The 16607-nt window shown below is 73.3% G+C and carries 16 protein-coding genes; 8 read left to right on the forward strand and 8 right to left on the reverse strand.

From position 1 onward, the window contains the following. Nucleotides 1-32: 32 nt before the first annotated feature. Complete coding sequence (locus R3E88_01650; GenBank protein ID MEZ4215158.1) at nucleotides 33-374, forward strand: hypothetical protein; 342 nt, start codon at nucleotides 33-35, stop codon at nucleotides 372-374. Between the two features lie 46 nt (nucleotides 375-420). Here R3E88_01650 and R3E88_01655 read toward each other — a convergent pair whose 3' ends face one another. Together R3E88_01655 and R3E88_01660 are read right to left on the reverse strand one after the other, a co-directional pair. After that, nucleotides 421-1248: an alpha/beta hydrolase gene (locus tag R3E88_01655; GenBank protein MEZ4215159.1), complete on the reverse strand. Its 828-nt coding sequence runs from the start codon at nucleotides 1246-1248 to the stop codon at nucleotides 421-423. A 14-nt stretch (nucleotides 1249-1262) separates the two neighbouring features. Continuing rightward, a complete protein-coding gene (locus R3E88_01660) occupies nucleotides 1263-3413 on the reverse strand; it encodes an FAD-dependent oxidoreductase (GenBank protein MEZ4215160.1) in 2151 nt (716 codons plus the stop codon). Between the two features lie 112 nt (nucleotides 3414-3525). On the opposite strand from R3E88_01660, the gene R3E88_01665 reads away from it, so the two are divergent. After that, nucleotides 3526-3966 (forward strand): ester cyclase, encoded by a 441-nt coding sequence (locus tag R3E88_01665; GenBank protein MEZ4215161.1) that lies wholly within the window; start codon nucleotides 3526-3528, stop codon nucleotides 3964-3966. Nucleotides 3967-4005: 39 nt separating this feature from the next. On the opposite strand, the gene R3E88_01670 is transcribed toward R3E88_01665, so the two are convergent. The 6 genes from R3E88_01670 to R3E88_01695 all read right to left on the reverse strand — a co-directional run bounded on the left by R3E88_01670 (nucleotide 4006) and on the right by R3E88_01695 (nucleotide 9447). Then, a complete protein-coding gene (locus R3E88_01670) occupies nucleotides 4006-4932 on the reverse strand; it encodes a class I SAM-dependent methyltransferase (GenBank protein ID MEZ4215162.1) in 927 nt (308 codons plus the stop codon). A 213-nt stretch (nucleotides 4933-5145) separates the two neighbouring features. Continuing rightward, on the reverse strand, nucleotides 5146-6270 hold the full coding sequence (locus R3E88_01675; protein ID MEZ4215163.1) for a nitronate monooxygenase family protein: 1125 nt from the start codon (nucleotides 6268-6270) through the stop codon (nucleotides 5146-5148). Nucleotides 6271-6334: 64 nt separating this feature from the next. Then, nucleotides 6335-7432: an ATP-binding cassette domain-containing protein gene (locus R3E88_01680; GenBank protein MEZ4215164.1), complete on the reverse strand. Its 1098-nt coding sequence runs from the start codon at nucleotides 7430-7432 to the stop codon at nucleotides 6335-6337. Then, on the reverse strand, nucleotides 7432-8112 hold the full coding sequence (gene modB / locus R3E88_01685) for a molybdate ABC transporter permease subunit (protein MEZ4215165.1): 681 nt from the start codon (nucleotides 8110-8112) through the stop codon (nucleotides 7432-7434). The genes R3E88_01680 and modB overlap by 1 nt, the downstream gene beginning before the upstream one ends. Beyond that, nucleotides 8112-8888 carry a molybdate ABC transporter substrate-binding protein gene (gene modA, locus R3E88_01690; protein ID MEZ4215166.1) on the reverse strand — a complete coding sequence of 259 codons (777 nt, stop codon included), beginning with the start codon at nucleotides 8886-8888 and terminating at the stop codon, nucleotides 8112-8114. The genes modB and modA overlap by 1 nt, the downstream gene beginning before the upstream one ends. Nucleotides 8889-8964: 76 nt before the next feature. Next, nucleotides 8965-9447 (reverse strand): Rrf2 family transcriptional regulator, encoded by a 483-nt coding sequence (locus R3E88_01695; GenBank protein ID MEZ4215167.1) that lies wholly within the window; start codon nucleotides 9445-9447, stop codon nucleotides 8965-8967. Nucleotides 9448-9582: 135 nt separating this feature from the next. Here R3E88_01695 and R3E88_01700 point away from each other — a divergent pair, with 135 nt between their 5' ends. From R3E88_01700 to R3E88_01725, 6 genes are all read left to right on the forward strand, one after another. Beyond that, the gene (locus R3E88_01700) at nucleotides 9583-10272 is read left to right on the forward strand and encodes a c-type cytochrome (GenBank protein ID MEZ4215168.1); all 690 of its coding nucleotides are present in this window, start codon (nucleotides 9583-9585) and stop codon (nucleotides 10270-10272) included. Between the two features lie 9 nt (nucleotides 10273-10281). Continuing rightward, the gene (locus R3E88_01705) at nucleotides 10282-11616 is read left to right on the forward strand and encodes a cbb3-type cytochrome c oxidase subunit I (GenBank protein ID MEZ4215169.1); all 1335 of its coding nucleotides are present in this window, start codon (nucleotides 10282-10284) and stop codon (nucleotides 11614-11616) included. Continuing rightward, entirely contained in the window at nucleotides 11591-12412 is an 822-nt protein-coding gene (locus tag R3E88_01710) for a CbbQ/NirQ/NorQ/GpvN family protein (protein MEZ4215170.1), read from the forward strand. Before R3E88_01705 ends, R3E88_01710 begins: the two co-directional genes overlap by 26 nt. A 140-nt stretch (nucleotides 12413-12552) precedes the next feature. Then, nucleotides 12553-14310 (forward strand): VWA domain-containing protein, encoded by a 1758-nt coding sequence (locus R3E88_01715; protein ID MEZ4215171.1) that lies wholly within the window; start codon nucleotides 12553-12555, stop codon nucleotides 14308-14310. 95 nt (nucleotides 14311-14405) lie between these two features. Continuing rightward, nucleotides 14406-15428 carry a hypothetical protein gene (locus tag R3E88_01720; GenBank protein MEZ4215172.1) on the forward strand — a complete coding sequence of 341 codons (1023 nt, stop codon included), beginning with the start codon at nucleotides 14406-14408 and terminating at the stop codon, nucleotides 15426-15428. Nucleotides 15429-15464: 36 nt separating this feature from the next. Further along, nucleotides 15465-16586: a hypothetical protein gene (locus tag R3E88_01725; GenBank protein MEZ4215173.1), complete on the forward strand. Its 1122-nt coding sequence runs from the start codon at nucleotides 15465-15467 to the stop codon at nucleotides 16584-16586. Nucleotides 16587-16607: the final 21 nt, after the last annotated feature.

Raw genomic sequence — 16607 nt, forward strand, 5'->3', positions numbered from 1 at the left:
TCACGAAGGCGCGGCTCGTCGAGCTGCGGAGGGTGTTCGCCGAGGTCGACGACCTGCGCATCGTGTGGGTGATGGCGCGCGAGCAGGTCGACGACAAGGCGCTGCGCTTCATCGACGGCATGGGGCTGCGCGACCGGATCGAGTTCGCGGTCGACCCGGGGAGCCGCGCGATCGACGCGCTCGGGCTGCGGCTCGCGACGCCGGAGCCGATCGAGGAGGGCGTGCCGCACCCGACGACGTACCTGCTCGACGCCGACGGTGTCGTGCGCTTCGCCGACGTGCGGCGCGACTACCACGTCTGGATCGACGCCGCGCACCTGCGCGAGCGGCTCGCGGAGATCGAGCGCCGCGGCGGGAGCGCGGCGGGCGACTAGCATCGTCGGGCCGGCCCGGCGGGCGCGCGCCGGAGCCGCTCGCGCCTCAGCCCGTCGCTTCGAGGAAGGCGACGATGTGCGGGAAGGCGGCGCCGTCCTGCAGCAGGAAGAGATGGCCGCCCTCGAACAGCGCGAGCTCGGCGTGCGGGATGCGCCCGGCGAGCGCGCGCTGGTTCGCCTCGGGCGCGATCCCGTCGTAGCGCCCGCCGCACACGAGCGTCGGCGCCGCGATCTCGCCGAGCCGGTCGTACACGTCGTGGAAGCGGCGCGCCTCGAGCTGCAGGGCCGCGCCGCGCGCCGCCTCGCGCGCCGCGTCGGCGTCGGCGGCGATCGGCGCGCGCGCCGCCATCATGCCGACGAGCCGGTCGAACGCATCGGGCTCGCGGGCGCGCCACGCGGCGTCCCACCGCGTGTCGCAGATCTCGAGGAACCGCTCGCCGCGGTAGCGCGCGTCGCTCTCGCCCTCGAGCTCGTGCAGCGGGTACGACGCGCCGCCCGCGCCGCCGCTCGACGTGCAGGCGAGCACGAGGCGTCGGACGCGGTGCGGATGCCGGATCGCCAGGTGCTGCGCGACCATGCCGCCGAACGACACGCCGATCACGTGTGCGCTCTCGATGCCGAGCGCGTCGAGCAGCCCCGCGGCGTCGTCGCCGTACTGCTCCATCGAGTACGGGCCTTCGGGAATGCTCGTCTGGCCGAGCCCGCGCTGGTCGTAGGCGACGACGTCGAAGCGCTCGGGCGGCAGGGCGCCGGTGAGGCCCGGCCGGTGTCGCAGGTCGCCGCCCGTCCCGTTGATGAACAGGAGCGGCGCGCCGTCGCGCGCGCCGGTGCGCTCGTAGTAGACGTCGAGCTCGCGTACGCGCGCGAAGGGCACGGCGCGCCTCCCGCCTAGATCGCGCTCGCGGCGCGGAAGCCGTCGCCGATCGCGCCCTCGAGATAGCCGACGCCCGTGCAGTCGCCGATCGCCTCGACGTGCGGCGCGAGCCCGTCGAAGCGCGCGACGAGCTCGGGGCTGCCCTCGAGCCCGGTCGCGACGACGACGGTGTCGGCGGCGAACTCGCGCACCTGCGGCGCGGCGTCGCCCGTGCGGCTCTGCGGCGTCACCTCGAAGCGCACCGCGTCCGCGCGGATCTCGAGCACGCGCGCGTTCGCGACGAGCTCGACGCCGCCCTCGCGCAGGTCGTGGAGCACGCGCCACCGGCGGGGGTGCGCCATCTGTGCGCCGAAGTCGCGCCCCTCCTCGAGCACGATCACCTCGCGGCCGCGGTCGTGCATGAACTCGGCGAGCTCGCAGCCGACGAGCCCGCCGCCGAGGATCGCGACGCGCCGGCCGACGGGCATGTAGGCGCGCGACGCCTCGCGCAGCTTCGAGGGGTCGCTCGTCACGCCGACGGCGCGCCCCGCGCGCACCGCGAGGCGGCCGACGAGCGAGAGCTTGCGCGACGCGTCGCCGCCGCCCTCGCCCGTGAGCAGCGCGCGCAGGTCGTCGCCGTCGAAGACGTGGTCGGCGTCGATGCCGGGGATCTCCGGCGCGCGGCGGCTCGGGCCGACGGCGACGAGGAGCGCGTCGGGCGCGAGTGCGCGCACGGCTGCGGGCGTCGCCTCGGTCTCGAGACGGACGGCGACGCCGAGCTCCGTCATCTGGCGCGTGAGCCACCGGAGGAGCCGCTCGTTCGGCTCGTAGACGAGCGATGCGAAGCGCAGCGTGCCGCCGAGCTGCGCACTCTTCTCGAGCAGCGTCACCTCGTGGCCGCGCAGCGCGGCGACGCGCGCCGCCTCCATGCCCGCCGGCCCTCCGCCCACGACGACGACGCGCTTGCGCGCAGGCGCCTTCGCGCGCTCGACGTCGCCGCGCGCGACCTCGTTGGCCGTCACCGGGTTCACCGCGCAGCGCACGCTCTTGTCGAAGAACGCCTGCGCGACGCACGTGTAGCAGTAGATGCAGGGGCGCACGTCCTCGCGGCGGCCCGCGGCGAGCTTGTTCGGGAGCGACGGGTCGGCGAGCAGCTTGCGCCCCATCGCGATCACGTCCGCCTTGCCGTCGCGCACGAGGCGGTCGCCGAGCTCGGGCTCGATGCGCCCGACGGCGATCACGGGCACGTCGACGAGCGCCTTCACCTCGGCCGCCTGCTCGACGAACGCCGCCTCCGCGTGGACGAGCGGCGCGTCGGTGAACGCGACGCCCGACGTCGAGTCCGAGTACGCCGAGAGGTGGATCGCGTCGGCTCCGGCCTCGGCCGCGAGCCGCGCCGTCACCTTCGCATCCTCGAACACGATGCCGTTCGGCGTGCGGAACTCCTTCGCGTCGAGGCGGCACCACACGGGGAAGTCGCGACCCGCCCGCTCCTTGCACGCGCGGATCACCTCGCACAGCAGGCGCGAGCGGTTCTCGACGCTGCCGCCGTACTCGTCGTCGCGGCGGTTCCACTGCGGCGACAGGAACTCGGAGAGGATGTAGCCGTGCGCGCCGTGGAGCTCGACGGCGTCGAAGCCCGCGCGTCGCGCGCGCTCGGTGGCGCACGCGAACCAGTCGACGAGCGTCGCGATGTCCTGCTTCGTGATCGAGCGGTACTTGGGCTGGCCGCCGCCCGTCGCTCCCATCATCATGCCGATCTCTTCGCGCGTGAGATCCTTCGCCATCGTCATCGCGCCGTGCCACTCGGGGACGGACGGCATCCACACCTCGCGGCCCTGCTTCACGTCGAGGCGTCCGGCCTTGCCGTGGTGCACGAGCTGGACGGCGATCTTCGCGCCGTGCGCGTGCACGCGATCGGTCAGCGCGCGCAGGCCGGGCAGGTACTCGTCGTCCGACATCGCGATCTGGTGCACGGAGTTCGCACCGATCGGGTAGGCGACGGCCGCGACCTCGGTGATGAGCAGCCCGGCGCCCCCGCGCGCGCGCTCCTCGTAGTAGGCGATCACGGGCTCGCGCACGTGCCCGTCGCCGTCGATGATCTCGACACCCATCGGCGACATCGCGATGCGGTTGCGAAGCTCCAGGGTTCCGATGCGAACGGGCGAGAGCAGGTGCTCGTACACGGGCGGCGTCCTCCGGGCGCGGAGCCTAGCCGAGCGCGCGTCGGGACGGGTGCGCGCGTCGCGGCGCTCTGGTACCTGCTTCCCCGACTCGCCGTCGACGAGGAGGACGCCCGTGGATGGATCGGAGAGGGATGCCCTGGACGCGCGGCGACGCGCCGTCGTGCTCGAGCACTTCCAGTCCGAGGTCGACCAGGAGTTCGAGCGCACGCTCGCGACCTTCGACCACCCCCGCTACGAGATCGTGCCGACCGGGCAGGTGTACGACGGGGCCGACGCGGTGATGGGCTACTACCGGGCGACGCGCACGGCGTTCCCCGACCAGCGGCACGAGAGCCTGCGCATGCACCTCGCCGAGGAGGCGGTGATCGTCGAGTTCGATCTGCTCGGCACGAACCGCGGGCCCTTCTACGGGCGCCCGCCCACCGGCAAGGCCTTCCGCGTCCCGATGATCGCGGTGTTCTCGTTCGACGGAGATCGCATCACGAACGAGAGGGTCTACTTCGACGGCGCGAGCCTGCTGCGGCAGATCGGGCAGGACGTCGCGCCCGGCTAGGCCGTCGCTCGCGCGCGGCCGCCGCGGAGTGGGCGCCGACTAGCAAGGCGGCGACGCGGACGCGCATCGCGTCTTCGATCCGTGCGCCCGTGCCGACCGGTGGCGATGCGTGCCGTCGTCCGCGCGCTCCCAGCCGTTCTCGTAGAGCGTGCGCAGCGCCTCGGTCGCCGTCCCGGTCGGGAAGTAGCGCGGAATCGAGACGGGGAGCGTCTCGAGAACGACGGGCTCCCAGCGCGGATGCTCCGCGCCCAGGCGGCGCATCGCCCACAGCCCGATGTGCGGTCGCACGCGCCCGAAGTGCTCGTCGACCGCGGCCGTGACGCCCGGGTGGTACGGCCGACCGCTCGTCGGCTCGACGCCGTCGTCGAGGTGGCGGTCGCGCGCGAGCGCGGCCGCGTCGCACTCGTGCACCTGCAGCTCGAGATCGTCGCCGCACACGATGCCGCCGTCGCGCACGAGCCGCTTCGCGTGCGCGATGTCCTCCGTCGCGATCTCGTAGCCGTGATAGCCGTCGACGTACACGATGTCGAAGCTCGCCGGTGCGAGCGCCGGGAGGACCTTGCGGCTGTCGCCCAGCATCGGGACGACCCACGGCTGCGCTCCCGCGACCTGCACGTTGTAGCGGAAGACCTCGTAGCCGATCTGGTGCCACTCGTTCGCGAGCGCCATCGCCCCCGGCTCGAACACGAAGGCCGACGAGTCCGTGTGCCAGAGGTCGACGCAGTAGACGGTGCCCTCGCCCGCGCACGCGTCGCGCAGGCCCTCGACCCACGCGAGCGCCGACGACCCGACCCAGCTCCCGACCTCGAGGATGCGCAGCGGCCGCGCCTCCTCGCGCGCGCGCGCCGCGAGCGCGACGAGCGAGGGGAGGAAGGCGGTGCGCGCGGGCACGCCCGGGAAGCCGCGGACGACGGGATGGAAGAAGGGCTTCTCGTTCGCGATGCGGAAGAGCAGCTGCTGGATCACGGTGGAGCCTCCGGCGGAAGGGGCGAGCGCACGTCCGGGCGATTCCGGAACGGGCGGTCGCCGCCTGCCAGGGCTGCATCGGAGCCGTGCGCGATCGCTTGAGCGGCGCGCACTTGGCGCGCGCGATGCCGGGCGTTCGCGAGCGCGCTTCCCGGTGGAACGCAGGAGTGCTGCCGGGGTGCTCGCCGGAGGCGGAGCGGCGCGCGCGGAACGCTAGTCGCGCCCGAAGAGCGCGTTCACGCGATCGAGCGTCTCGACGCACTCCTCCACCATCTCGCGCACGACGTCGCGGCTCGAGCGCACCTCGTTCATGCGCGACACGATCTGCCCGACCGGGCTGCCCGACAGCTCGGGGTCGCGCGCGCGCACGAAGCGGTGCGCCATCTCGGAGTAGAGGATGCCCTGCAGCGGCATCGGCAGCGTCTTCGGCGCGCCCGGTCGCTCCCACGCCTCGGTCCACGCGGTGCGCAGCTGGCGCGCGGGCTTGCCCGTCATCGAGCGCGAGCGCACCGCGTCGCGCGAGCCGGCGACGAGGAGCTTCTCGACGACGTGCGGCTCGACGGCCGACTCGGCGACCGTGAGCCAGATCGATCCCGTCCACACGCCCTGCGCGCCGAGCGCGAGCGCGGCTGCCATCTGGCGGCCGCTCCCGATGCCGCCCGCCGCGAGCACGGGGACGCGGCCTCCGACCGCGTCGACGACGTCGGGCACGAGCACCATGGTCGCGACCTCGCCGGTGTGCCCGCCGGCCTCCGTGCCCTGCGCGACGATCACGTCGACACCCTGCTCGACCTGCTTGCGCGCGTGCTCGACGCTGCCCGCGAGCGCGCCCACGAGGACGCCCTTCGCGTGCGCACGCTCGACGACGTAGGCGGGCGGCGGACCGAGCGCGTTGACGAGCAGCTTCACGTTCGGGTGCGCGAGCGAGACGTCGACCTGGCCGGGCCCCTCTTCGTCGACGCCGAGACCGGCCGCCTTCGTCTTGCGCGCGCCGCTGCCCTCCGGGAGCGGCGGCACGCCGTGCTCGGCGAGCACCGCGTTCGCGAACTGCCAGTGCTCTTCCGGGATCATCGCGCGCAGGCTCGCGGCGCTCGCCTGCTCGCCGCCGCCCTTGCCGACGTAGCTCGCGGGCATCGCGAAGTCGACGCCGTAGGGGCGGCCGTCGACGTGGTCGTCGATCCACGCGAGCTCGATCTCGAGCTGCTCGGGCTCGAAGGCGAGCGCGCCGAGCACGCCGAAGCCGCCCGCGTTCGCGACGGCGGCGACGACGTCGCGGCAGTGGGAGAACGCGAAGATCGGGAACTCGATGCCGAGCTGGTCGCAGATGGGCGTGCGCATCGCGGGGCCTCCGTCGCGCGGCGCGGTTCGCGGCGCGGGCGCGCATCATCGCACGAAGGGGCGATCAGGTGCCGCTTCGGCCTGCGGCCTCGCCGAGCAGGTGCACGGCCGACGTCTTGACGACCGCGACGAGCGCGAGCCCGGGCGCGAGCCCGAGCTCTTCCGCCGCGCCGGGAGTCACGCGCGCGAGCACGCGCGTCGCCCCGACGCGCAGCGCGACGAGCACGTCGCGCCCGAGCGGCTCCACCGTCTCCGCCTCGCACGCGAGCGCGTTGCGCCCCGACGTGCCGCGCGGCGCCTCGAGGCACAGCAGCACGTCTTCCGCGTAGAAGCCGACGTCGACGGGCGCACCGGGGAGCGCGTCGCAGAGGGGCGCCGCGAGCGCCATCCCGTGGCCGAGGTCGAGCAGCGTCGTGCCGGCGCGCGCATCGCTGCGCAGCGCGGTGAGCCGCAGCAGGTTGTCGACGCCCGCGAGGCTCGCGACGCCGAGCGCGCGCGGGCGGCGCAGCACGTCGACGGGCGTGCCGTGCGCGGCGACGCGCCCGCCGGCGAGCACGACGCAGTCGTCGGCGAGGGCGAGCAGCTCGGGCGCGCGGTGCGTGACGAAGACCATCGCCGTGCCGAGCTGCCGCTTCAGCTGCAGCAGCAGCCCGAGCACGTCGCGCGCGAGCTCGGCGTCGAGCGCACTCGTCGGCTCGTCGAGCAGCAGCAGCTCGGGCGCGGCGAGCAGCGCGCGCGCGAGCGCGACGCGCTGGCGCTCGCCGCCCGAGAGGCTCGCGACGCCGCGGTCGAGGAGCGGCGCGATGCGCAGCACGTCGAGCGTGCGCTGGCCCTCCTCGCTCGCGAGCCGCGCGCGCGCGCCGGGTGCGAAGGCGAGGTTCGCGCGCACGCCGAGGTGCGGGAAGAGGAGCGCGTCCTGGTCGACGAGCGCGAAGCGCCGCCGCTCGGGCGGCGTCCACGCGCCGCCGGGAACGCGCGCGACCTCGCGTCCGCGCACCGCGATGCGCGCGGCGTCCGGACGCAGGAGCCCCGCGATCGCGTGGAGGAGCGTCGTCTTGCCGCTGCCCGACGCGCCGAACACGCCGAGCACCGGGCCGCGCGTCGCGATCTCGACGTCGAGCGCGAAGCCGCGGAAGCGGTGGCGGAGCGCGAGCTCGAGCATCACGGGCGATGCGCCCGCGCCGAGAGCCAGAACGAGCCGAGCAGCGCGACGAGCGAGAGCGCGACGCTCGCCGCGACGAGCGCGAGCGCGGCCGGCTCGCCGTCGCGCACGTTGAGCAGCGTGTAGACGGCGACCGGAATCGTGCGCGTCTCGCCCGCGACGTTGCCCGCGAGCACGATCGTGGCGCCGAACTCGCCGAGTGCGCGCGCGAACGCGAGCACGGCGCCGGACGCGACGCCCGGAAGCGCGAGCGGCAGCGTCACGCGCGCGAAGGTGTCGATGCGGCCGCGGCCGAGCGTGCGCGACGCCTGCTCGAGGCGCGCGTCGACGCCCGCGATCGCGAGCCGGATCGCCTCGACGAGGAGCGGAAAGCCGACGACCGCCGCCGCGACGACGCAGGCGCCCGTCGTGTAGGCGACGTGCTCGCCCGTGAGCGCGTGCCACGCGCGCCCGAGCGGGCGGCTGCGCCCGAGCGCGAAGAGCAGCAGGTAGCCCGTCACGACCGGCGGCAGCACGAGTGGCAGCATCACGACGCCCTGCACGAGCGGGCGCAGCGGGTGGCGCCAGCGCGCGAGCAGCCAGCCCGTGAGGACGCCGGGGACGAGGCTCGCCGCGACCGCGAGCACCGCCACGCGGATCGACAGCGCGACGACCTCGCGCTCCGCCTCGCCGAACGCGATCACGGGAGCGCGAAGCCCGCGGCGGCGAGGCGCGCGCGCACCGCTGCGCTGCGAAGGTGGTCGAGGAAGCGGCGCGCCTCCGCGGGAGCGCGCGCGCCGCGCAGCGCGGCGGCCAGGTACTCGATCGGAGGGTGCGTCGCCGGATCGAACGCGAACACGACGTCGACGTCCGCGACGCGCGCGTCCGTCGCGTACACGAAGCCCGCGTCGACTTCCCCCGCCTCGACCGCGTACAGCACCGCGCGCACGTCGCGCTGGCCGACGAGGCGTCCGCGCAGCGCTTCGTCGGCCCCGCTGCTCGCGAGCGCCGCGCGCGCGTACTCGCCGGCGGGCACGCCTTCGTCGGCGATCGCGATGCGCGCATCGTCGTCGAGCGCGCCCGCGAGCGCGCGCGGCCCCGTGACGCCCGCGCCGGCGAGCGCCTCGCCGCGGCCCCGCGGCGCGATGCACACGAGCCGGTTGCGCGCGACGACGACGGGCTCGCCCGCGAGAGCGCCCGCGTCGCGCAGGAAGTCCATCCACGCACGGCTCGCCGAGAGGAAGACGTCGCCCGGTGCGCCGTCGCGCACCTGCCGCGCGAGCGCGCTCGACGCGCCGAAGCTCGCCTCGACGCGCGCGCCATTCCAGTCGCGCGCGGCGTCCGCGACCGCGTCGGCGAGGCTCGCCGCCGCGAGCACGCGCAGCGGCGCGCGCTCGTCGGCGCGCGCGCCGTGCGCGGGAAGCGCGGCCAGGACGGCGACGAACGAGAGCGCGGAGAGCGAGAGCGCCGTCGGCATGGTGCGATCCTAGTCGCGCCGCGGCGCTTCCCGGAATCCGATCGCGCGCGCGGGCGCGTTCCCGCTGCCTTCGCGCTCAGCGTCGTGCGCGTCGCGCGTGTCCCCCCGCCGTCTTGCCACCGGTCTTCGCCGTCTTCGAGGGGCGCGGCTTCGCCGACTCCCGCCGGACCAGGTCGGCGACCGTCGTCTCGTCGAGGAACCGATCGAGCTCGCCCGTGAGCCGCCTCCAGTGGACGTGCGCCGAGCACGGGTCGGCATCGCTGCAGACGGGGCGGCCGAGCAGGCAGGCCTGGTCGCAGAGGCCGGGCTCGACGGCGTCGACGATGCGCGAGAGTGCGAGCTCCTCGGGCGGGAGCGCCAGCCGGAAGCCGCCGCTCGGGCCGCGTCCCGACGTGAGAACGCCCCGCTTGGCGAGGGAGTGGAGCGTCTTCGAGAGGTAGTTGCGGGGAATGCCGAGGGCCTCCGCCATCTCGCCGACCGTCGCGGGTCGGTCCTCCGGTCCGAGCTCGGCGAGCAGCACGGCGGCGCGGAGCGCATAGCGGGTCGTGAGGGAGAACATCAGGCGACGCCCCCCCGGCGACCTTCCCGCCGGCGCACGTTGCAAAAGATCATATGTTCATGATAAACACGCTTCGATGGACGAGGGGGGCGAGAGCGTCCTCCCCGCACTCTCCGACACGAGGAGCACGCCCCGATGCTCACGAAGTCCCAGGCTCGAGCCTTCTTCGCAGGCGGCACCATCTTCTTCTCCGCGATCTTCGTGCTGCTCACCGTCGACACGCTCCGCAAGATTCCCGCAAGACAGAACTCCGATCGGATGACGGCTTCCGTCGTGCGCGGCAAGACGATCTGGGAAGCGAACAACTGCATGGGGTGCCACACCATCCTGGGCGAGGGCGCCTACTACGCTCCCGAGCTCACGCGCGTCGTCGAACGCCGCGGTGAGGAGTGGATCCGACTCTTCCTTCGCGATCCGGAGGCGATGTATCCCGGACGGCGTCGGATGGCGCGGTACGGGTTCGGCGAGGAGGAGATCACGGACGTGATCGCCTTCCTCGGCTGGATCGGCGAGATCGACACGAACGGCTTTCCGCCGGAGCCCGACCTGCGACCCGCGACCGCACTCGCGGCCCGCAGCGACGCGCCCGCCTCGGCGCGCCCAGCCTACTTCGATCGCGTGTGCATCGCCTGTCACTCGCTCGGGGGGCAGGGCGGTGTGGTCGGGCCCGCACTCGACGGCGTCGCGTCGCGGATGGACCCGGCAACGCTCGACCGCTGGCTCGCGAATCCGCAGGCCGTGAAGCCGGGCACGGCGATGCCGGATCTGCGACTTCCCGACGATGTTCGCCGCGAGCTGGTCGCCTGGCTCAGCGGCCTCGAGTAGGAGCCGACCATGAAGTTCCGATCCCAGCGCGTCTCCTATCTCTTCTTCGCGACGTCGATGCTGCTGTTCGCCCTCCAGCTCGTCTTCGGCTTCGTCATGGGCTTCGCGCACATGGGCTACGACGTCCTGCACGACGTGCTCCCGTTCAACGCTGCGCGCACGTCGCACATCAACCTGCTCGTGATGTGGCTGCTGTCCGGATTCATGGGCTCCGCCTACTACATCGTTCCCGAGGAGGCCGACCGCGAGCTCGTGAGCGAGCGGCTCGCCGTCGTGCAGTGGGCGGGACTCGTGATCGTCGGCGTGACTGCGCTCGTCGGCTTCCAGTTCGGATGGTGGGAGGGACGCAAGTTCCTCGAGATTCCGCGCCCGCTCGACTACCTCGTCGTCGCCGACGTGCTGCTCTTCCTGTACGTCGTGGGGCGCACCGCGCTCGGGGCGCCGCGATTCACCACGACGGGGAGCGTGCTGCTCGTCGGGCTCGTCGCGGCGGCGCTGCTCTACCTGCCCGGCATGATCACGTTCGAGAGCCAGGTGCTCGACTCCTACTTCCGCTGGTGGGTCGTCCACCTGTGGGTCGAAGGTGTCTGGGAGCTGATCATGGGCGGCGTGCTGTCGTTCCTGTTGATCAAGCTGACGGGCGTGGATCGGGAGCTGATCGAGAAGTGGTTGTACGTGATCGTCGGCTTCACGTTCCTCTCCGGCATCCTCGGGACGGGCCACCACTACTACTACATCGGGACGCCCGAGTACTGGCTGCTCGTCGGCGGCGTGTTCTCGGCACTCGAGCCGCTCGCGTTCCTCGGCATGGCGATGTACGCGGTCACGATGGCGCGGCGCGGAGGGATGACGCACCCGAATCGCATCGCGCTCTTCTGGACGGTCGGATGCGGCGTGATGTCGTTCGTCGGCGCCGGGTTCCTCGGCTTCGCACACACGCTCCCGCAGGTGAACCTGTGGACGCACGGCACCATCATCACCGCGATGCACGGCCACATGGCGTTCTGGGGTGCGTACGCGATGCTCGTGCTCGCGATGATCAGCTATGCGATGCCGAACCTGACGGGTCGCAAGCTCTTCGTCGGGGCGCTCCCGGAGTGGGCCTTCTGGGCGTCGAACGTCGGCATGGTCGGCATGACGGGCGCCTTCGCGGTGGCGGGCATCGCGCAGGTGTACCTCGAGCGAAAGCTCGGCATGGACTTCCTCGCCGTGCAGGAGGCCGTCGAGGTGCACTTCGGCGGCGTCGTGCTCGCGGGCCTGCTCCTGACGTTCGGCATCGCCCTGTTCATCGTGCAGTTCGTACGCTTCGGCCTGCCCAATGACGAAGCGATCCAGCGGTCCTGAGGCCGCGGTCGCGGCGGAGCGAACGGAGGCTCCCTGGTACCGGCCCGTCGCCGACGAGTGCGACGTGTTCGAGCGCGCGTTCGCGCTGCGGACGCCGCTGCTCCTCAAGGGGCCGACGGGATGCGGCAAGTCGCGGCTCGTGGAGCACATGGCCGCGCGGCTCGGACGCCCGCTGGTCACGGTCGCGTGCCACGACGAGACGTCCGCGGTCGACCTGACGGGGCGCTATCTGCTCGAGGGAGGCGAGACCGTCTGGAAGGACGGGCCGGTGACGCGCGCCGTGCGCAGCGGAGCGATCCTCTACCTCGACGAGCTCGCGGAAGCGCGCAGCGACGTCGTCGTGGTGATCCATCCGCTGGCCGACCATCGACGAACGCTGCACGTCGACCGGCGGGACGAGACGCTCGTCGCTCCCGACGAGTTCATGCTCGTGGCGAGCTTCAATCCCGGCTACCAGCGAGGGCTGAAGGAGCTCAAGCCGTCGACGCGACAGCGATTCGTCGCGCTCTCGTTCGACCATCCGAAGCCCGACGTCGAGTGCGAGATCCTCGAGGGAGAGACGGGCCTCGATGCAGGCCGCGCGCGCAGGCTCGTGGCGCTCGCGGGAAGGCTGCGGGCGATGGAGGAGCTCGGACTCGCAGAGCGGCCGTCGACCCGCCTGCTCGTGAACGCCGCCCGGCTGCTGCAGGCGGGCGTCGCGCCGCGCGCCGCATGCAGCCACGCGATCGTCGAGGCGTTGACCGACGACGAGGAGATCGCGGCCGGCCTGCGCGACCTCGTCGCGCTGGCGTTCTGAGGATGGATTGGCGCGGCATCCTCGACTGGGAGGAAGGGGTCTTCCGCGCGCTCCACGCCAGGTGGCGAAGGCTTCGCCCCCGGTCGCGCGACACGGCGACCGACGCGCACGCCATCGCATTCGCCGACGTGCGTACGCGCATGGCGGTGCTCGCACGGGCGCTGACCGGCGCGCCGGTGCGGCTGCGCGCGGCGCGCGGGGTCGGCGGGATCCGCGGCGGCGAGATGCTGATCCCCGAGCGCACGTGCATCGCGGCCGACGCCGCGCTCAACCTCGACGCGCTTCGCGTCCAGGTCGTCGTCCTCGCCGGGCTCCTGCGGCTCGCGCCGGCACGCGCGCCGACGGAGGCGACGTACGAAGCCGCACTCGATGCATTGAGGCTCGCGCGCGCCGCCGTCGACATGGCGTCGGTCGACCTGCCCGGCTTTCGCGCGCTCCACGATCGCGTGATGGCGCGCGTGCTCGCGGCGCGCATCGCCGCAGGGACGCGAGCCGCGGGGCTCGAGGCGGCGCTCGAGGACGCGCGCCGCGCCGCGATCGCGGGTGGGCGCCCCTGGCTCGACGCAGGAGTCCGCGAACGTCTCGTCGGCGCGCGCAGGGGAAGGAACCGCAGCGCTCCGGTCGCGGTGTGGGGCGAGTGGATCGCATCGATCGACGCGCACCCTTCGAGGGACGTCGATGGCGCGTCGGCGCGCGAAGGGCCGCCGCCTTCGACCGAGCGCGAGGCACCCGCCGTCGGGGAGCTCCGCCGGGCCGACGCGCTCGAGCGCGACGTCGACGTGCGCGACGCACCGCCGAGCGCGCCGTTCGAGCGCGTCGAGACGCTCGACGCGTACCGCGGCGGGCACCGCGACCTCGACGGAGCGGACGAGCTCGACGCGCACCTCGAGGCCCTCGAGCAGGTCGAGCTCGGCGATCTGTTCCGGGGCGGAGCGTCGGCGGCCTCGGTACTCGCGATGGATCTCGACGTCGGCGTCGACGTCGCGGACGCAGGCGACACCGACGGCCGTCGGCGAGGCATCGCCTACGACGAGTGGGACGTGCGCACGGGGCGATACCGCAAGGCGTGGTGCACGGTCCATCCCGCCGACGCACGCGTCGGCGATGCGATCTGGGCGCGCGCGTCGCTGTGTACGCATCGCCGCCTCGTGCGCGATCTGCGTCGCAGGCTCGAGGCGCAGCGCGCCGGCTTGCGCGCGGCGCGCCGCCAGCTCGACGGCGAGGACGTCGACCTCGAGGCAGCGATCGACGAGCACGTCGAGCGCCGCGCAGGTCGCGGCGGGAGCCTGCGCGTCTACGTCCGACAGCAGCGGCGAAGGCGCGACATCGCGACGCTCGTCCTCCTCGACGTCTCGATGTCGACGGATTCCTGGGTCGGCGGGCGCAGGATCCTCGACGTCGGTCGCGAGGCCGCGCTCGTGCTCGGCGAGGTCGCCACGCAGCTGGGGGACCGGCTCCAGATCCACGCGTTCGCCTCGGAGACGCGCAATCGCTGCCACGTGTGGAGGGTGCTGGGGGACGGCGAGGAATGGAGCACGGGCAAGCGGCGGCTCGCGGCACTCGAGCCGACGGGATACACGCGCGTCGGGCCGGCGATCCGGCACGCGACGCGGATGCTCGCGTCGGTGCCGGCCGAGAAGCGGCTGCTGCTGCTCGTGAGCGACGCCAAGCCCACGGACTACGATCGCTACGAAGGGCGCTACGGCGTCGCCGACGTGAGGCGCGCGATCCACGAGGCCCGCTCGCGCGGCATCCACGCGCATGCGCTCGCCGTCGATCGGGTGGCGCGCGAGGCGTTGCCCTCGCTGTTCGGGGCCGGCGGGTTCCACATCCTTCCGCACCCCGACGGGCTCATCGAGGCGCTCACGAGCGTGTACGGACGACTCACGGCGACCTGACCGGCTGCGGCGTGCGGTAGGATGCGCGCGGTCGCGGCCGCCGTTCGGGGAGGGATGCCCGGCTTCGGTGCCCGTTCGGAGTCGGGAGGAGATCGGTGTCGAGATCGGTGCTGGTGCGCGCGATGGCGATCGTCGCGGCGCTCCCCCTCGTGGCAGCTGCGGAGTTCGAGAGCTCGAGTCCCCCTCCTTCGACGAAGCCGCGCGAAGCGGCGCGGCCGTGGGATCTGTCGATCCGCCCGTTCATCGGCTACGACGACAACGTCCAGCTCGTTCCCGACATGACGCTCTTCGTCGGCGATACGTCGAGCTTCCTCGGCGGCCTCGCGATCGACGGGAGCTATCGCGTCTTCGAGGACGAGCACTGGACGCTCGCCGCCGCCGCCTCGCTGCAGAACGTCTGGTACGCGGACGAGCAGCAGATGCAGGTTCCCGGCGTCAACGACGACCACGACGACTACGACCTGCTCGCCGTCCACCCGACGGCGACGGTGGGCTACCGCGACGTCGTCGCGGGAACGCCCGTGCGCTTCGGCGCGAGCTATGCGTTCCGGTTCGAGGACGGCGACGTGCACGCGATGGGGCTCGAGGCGCACACGCTCGGCCTCTCCGCGAGCGCCGACGTGTGCCGCGGGCTCGCCGTGACGCTCGCCTGGGCGCACGAGTGGAACGCCTTCGACGTGCGCTTCCCGAACGAGGGGCTGAACGGGCGCGACGCCGAGCTCGACCGCGTCGACCTGACGGCGCGCTACCGCTTCGATCGCAACCGGAGGTCCATCACCATCGGCTACGGGTTCGCGCGCAACGACGCCGACGGCGACAACTTCGACTACGACGCGCACCAGCTCTCGGCGAAGGCATCGTCCCAGCTCGTGGGGAGCCTCTGGGGCGAGCTGCGCTTCTCGGCGCGCTTCGCCGACTACGACGGCCCGGGCTTCGCGTTCATCCCCGATCGCCGCAACCGACAGCGCGTGTACGACTACGGTGCGGGGCTCATCTGGGTCTTCGGTCGCCACCTGTCGGCGGACGTCTTCTACCAGCGCCAGGACATCGACGCGGGCAGCGCGAGCTTCCGCTCCGACCGCGACCAGGTCGGTGGCGGCGTCACGTTCCGGTTCTGAGCCATGGCACGCACGACGAGCGAGGAAGGCAGCGGGATGGATGCGCGACGATCGAACTGGACGGAGCGGGCGGGCGCACTCGGGCTCGCGATCGCGATCGCCGCAGTCGTCCTCGGAGGCTGCGCGTCCTCCGACGCCGGGTCCTGGGAGGGCTCGATGGAGATCGCCCGGATGATGTTCGGCGCCGGGCAGAACGACGACGTCACGCAGGGCAACGCGCAGAAGGCGACCAACGCGCTCGCGCACGCAGACCAGCAGACGTGCGCGGCCGCTGCGCCGTACCGGGCGGCGGCCGCGCAGGCCGCCGCGCCCGTCGCGGCGCTCGCCGAGGAGAGCGCGGGCATCCGCGCCGACTTCCAGATGGAGATGGCGCAGCAGGATCTCGCCGGCCGCGTCGTCGCGCAGGCCTCGAGCCAGCGCGACCGCGCCTGGGCCGAGTTCGTCGCGGCGCGCGACGCGCTCGACGCGCTCTCGACCACCACGCGCTTCGATGCGCAGGGGCGCACGAGCGCGGAGTTCGGACAGGCGAGGAGCACGGCGACCGTCGGCGAGGTGTGGAGCGCGATGGATGTGCTGTTCGATCGGCTGCGCGACGTCTCGCGCGACCTGCAGGCCGCCGCGGAAGACCTGCGCTTCGCGCTGCAGACGACCGAGGGCAGCGCGCTCGCGACCGCCGGCGACCCGAACGTCGACATCGCCGCGACGCTCGATGCGCTCGTCGCGGACGCGACCGCGCTGAACGATCGCTGGATCGGCTTCACGCAGGACGAGGTCTCGCTCCCGAGCGACCGCAGCACGACGATCGGCGCGATGGACGGCTCGGACCGCGACGCGCTCGACGGGCTGCTCCGCGACCTGCTCGACGCGTCGCGGGACGCGAACACCGTCTACCGCGACATGACGGGCGTGTTCGGCTACCTCGACGGCGTGCAGCAGGCGATGACGAACCGACGCGCCGCGCAGACGGCGCGCACGACCGACATCGCGAACGAGACGGGCCGGCTCGCGGCCGAGGCGACGCGCAACGCGTGGCTCGCCGTCGGGGCATGCGGCGGCACGGTGCCTCCCGAGTACGCCGAGTGGGTCGCGAACCCGTTCGACGACTACGCGCCGATTCCCCAGTGGAACAGCACGTTCTGGGACATCTCCTCGCCGTGACCGGTGCGCTCGCTGCGCGGC

The organism is Myxococcota bacterium (assembly GCA_041389495.1).
GTDB lineage: Bacteria > Myxococcota_A > UBA9160 > UBA9160 > UBA4427 > JAWKRT01.

Excerpts from the sequence above, each read along its gene's own strand:
- R3E88_01675 (MEZ4215163.1), bottom strand. The coding sequence starts at position 6,270 with ATGCGCACGCCCATCTGCGACCAGCTCGGCATCGAGTTCCCGATCTTC.
- R3E88_01680 (MEZ4215164.1), bottom strand. The coding sequence starts at position 7,432 with ATGCTCGAGCTCGCGCTCCGCCACCGCTTCCGCGGCTTCGCGCTCGAC.
- modA (MEZ4215166.1), bottom strand. The coding sequence starts at position 8,888 with ATGCCGACGGCGCTCTCGCTCTCCGCGCTCTCGTTCGTCGCCGTCCTG.
- R3E88_01695 (MEZ4215167.1), bottom strand. The coding sequence starts at position 9,447 with ATGTTCTCCCTCACGACCCGCTATGCGCTCCGCGCCGCCGTGCTGCTC.
- R3E88_01700 (MEZ4215168.1), top strand. The coding sequence starts at position 9,583 with ATGCTCACGAAGTCCCAGGCTCGAGCCTTCTTCGCAGGCGGCACCATC.
- R3E88_01705 (MEZ4215169.1), top strand. The coding sequence starts at position 10,282 with ATGAAGTTCCGATCCCAGCGCGTCTCCTATCTCTTCTTCGCGACGTCG.
- R3E88_01710 (MEZ4215170.1), top strand. The coding sequence starts at position 11,591 with ATGACGAAGCGATCCAGCGGTCCTGAGGCCGCGGTCGCGGCGGAGCGA.
- R3E88_01715 (MEZ4215171.1), top strand. The coding sequence starts at position 12,553 with ATGGCGGTGCTCGCACGGGCGCTGACCGGCGCGCCGGTGCGGCTGCGC.
- R3E88_01725 (MEZ4215173.1), top strand. The coding sequence starts at position 15,465 with ATGGATGCGCGACGATCGAACTGGACGGAGCGGGCGGGCGCACTCGGG.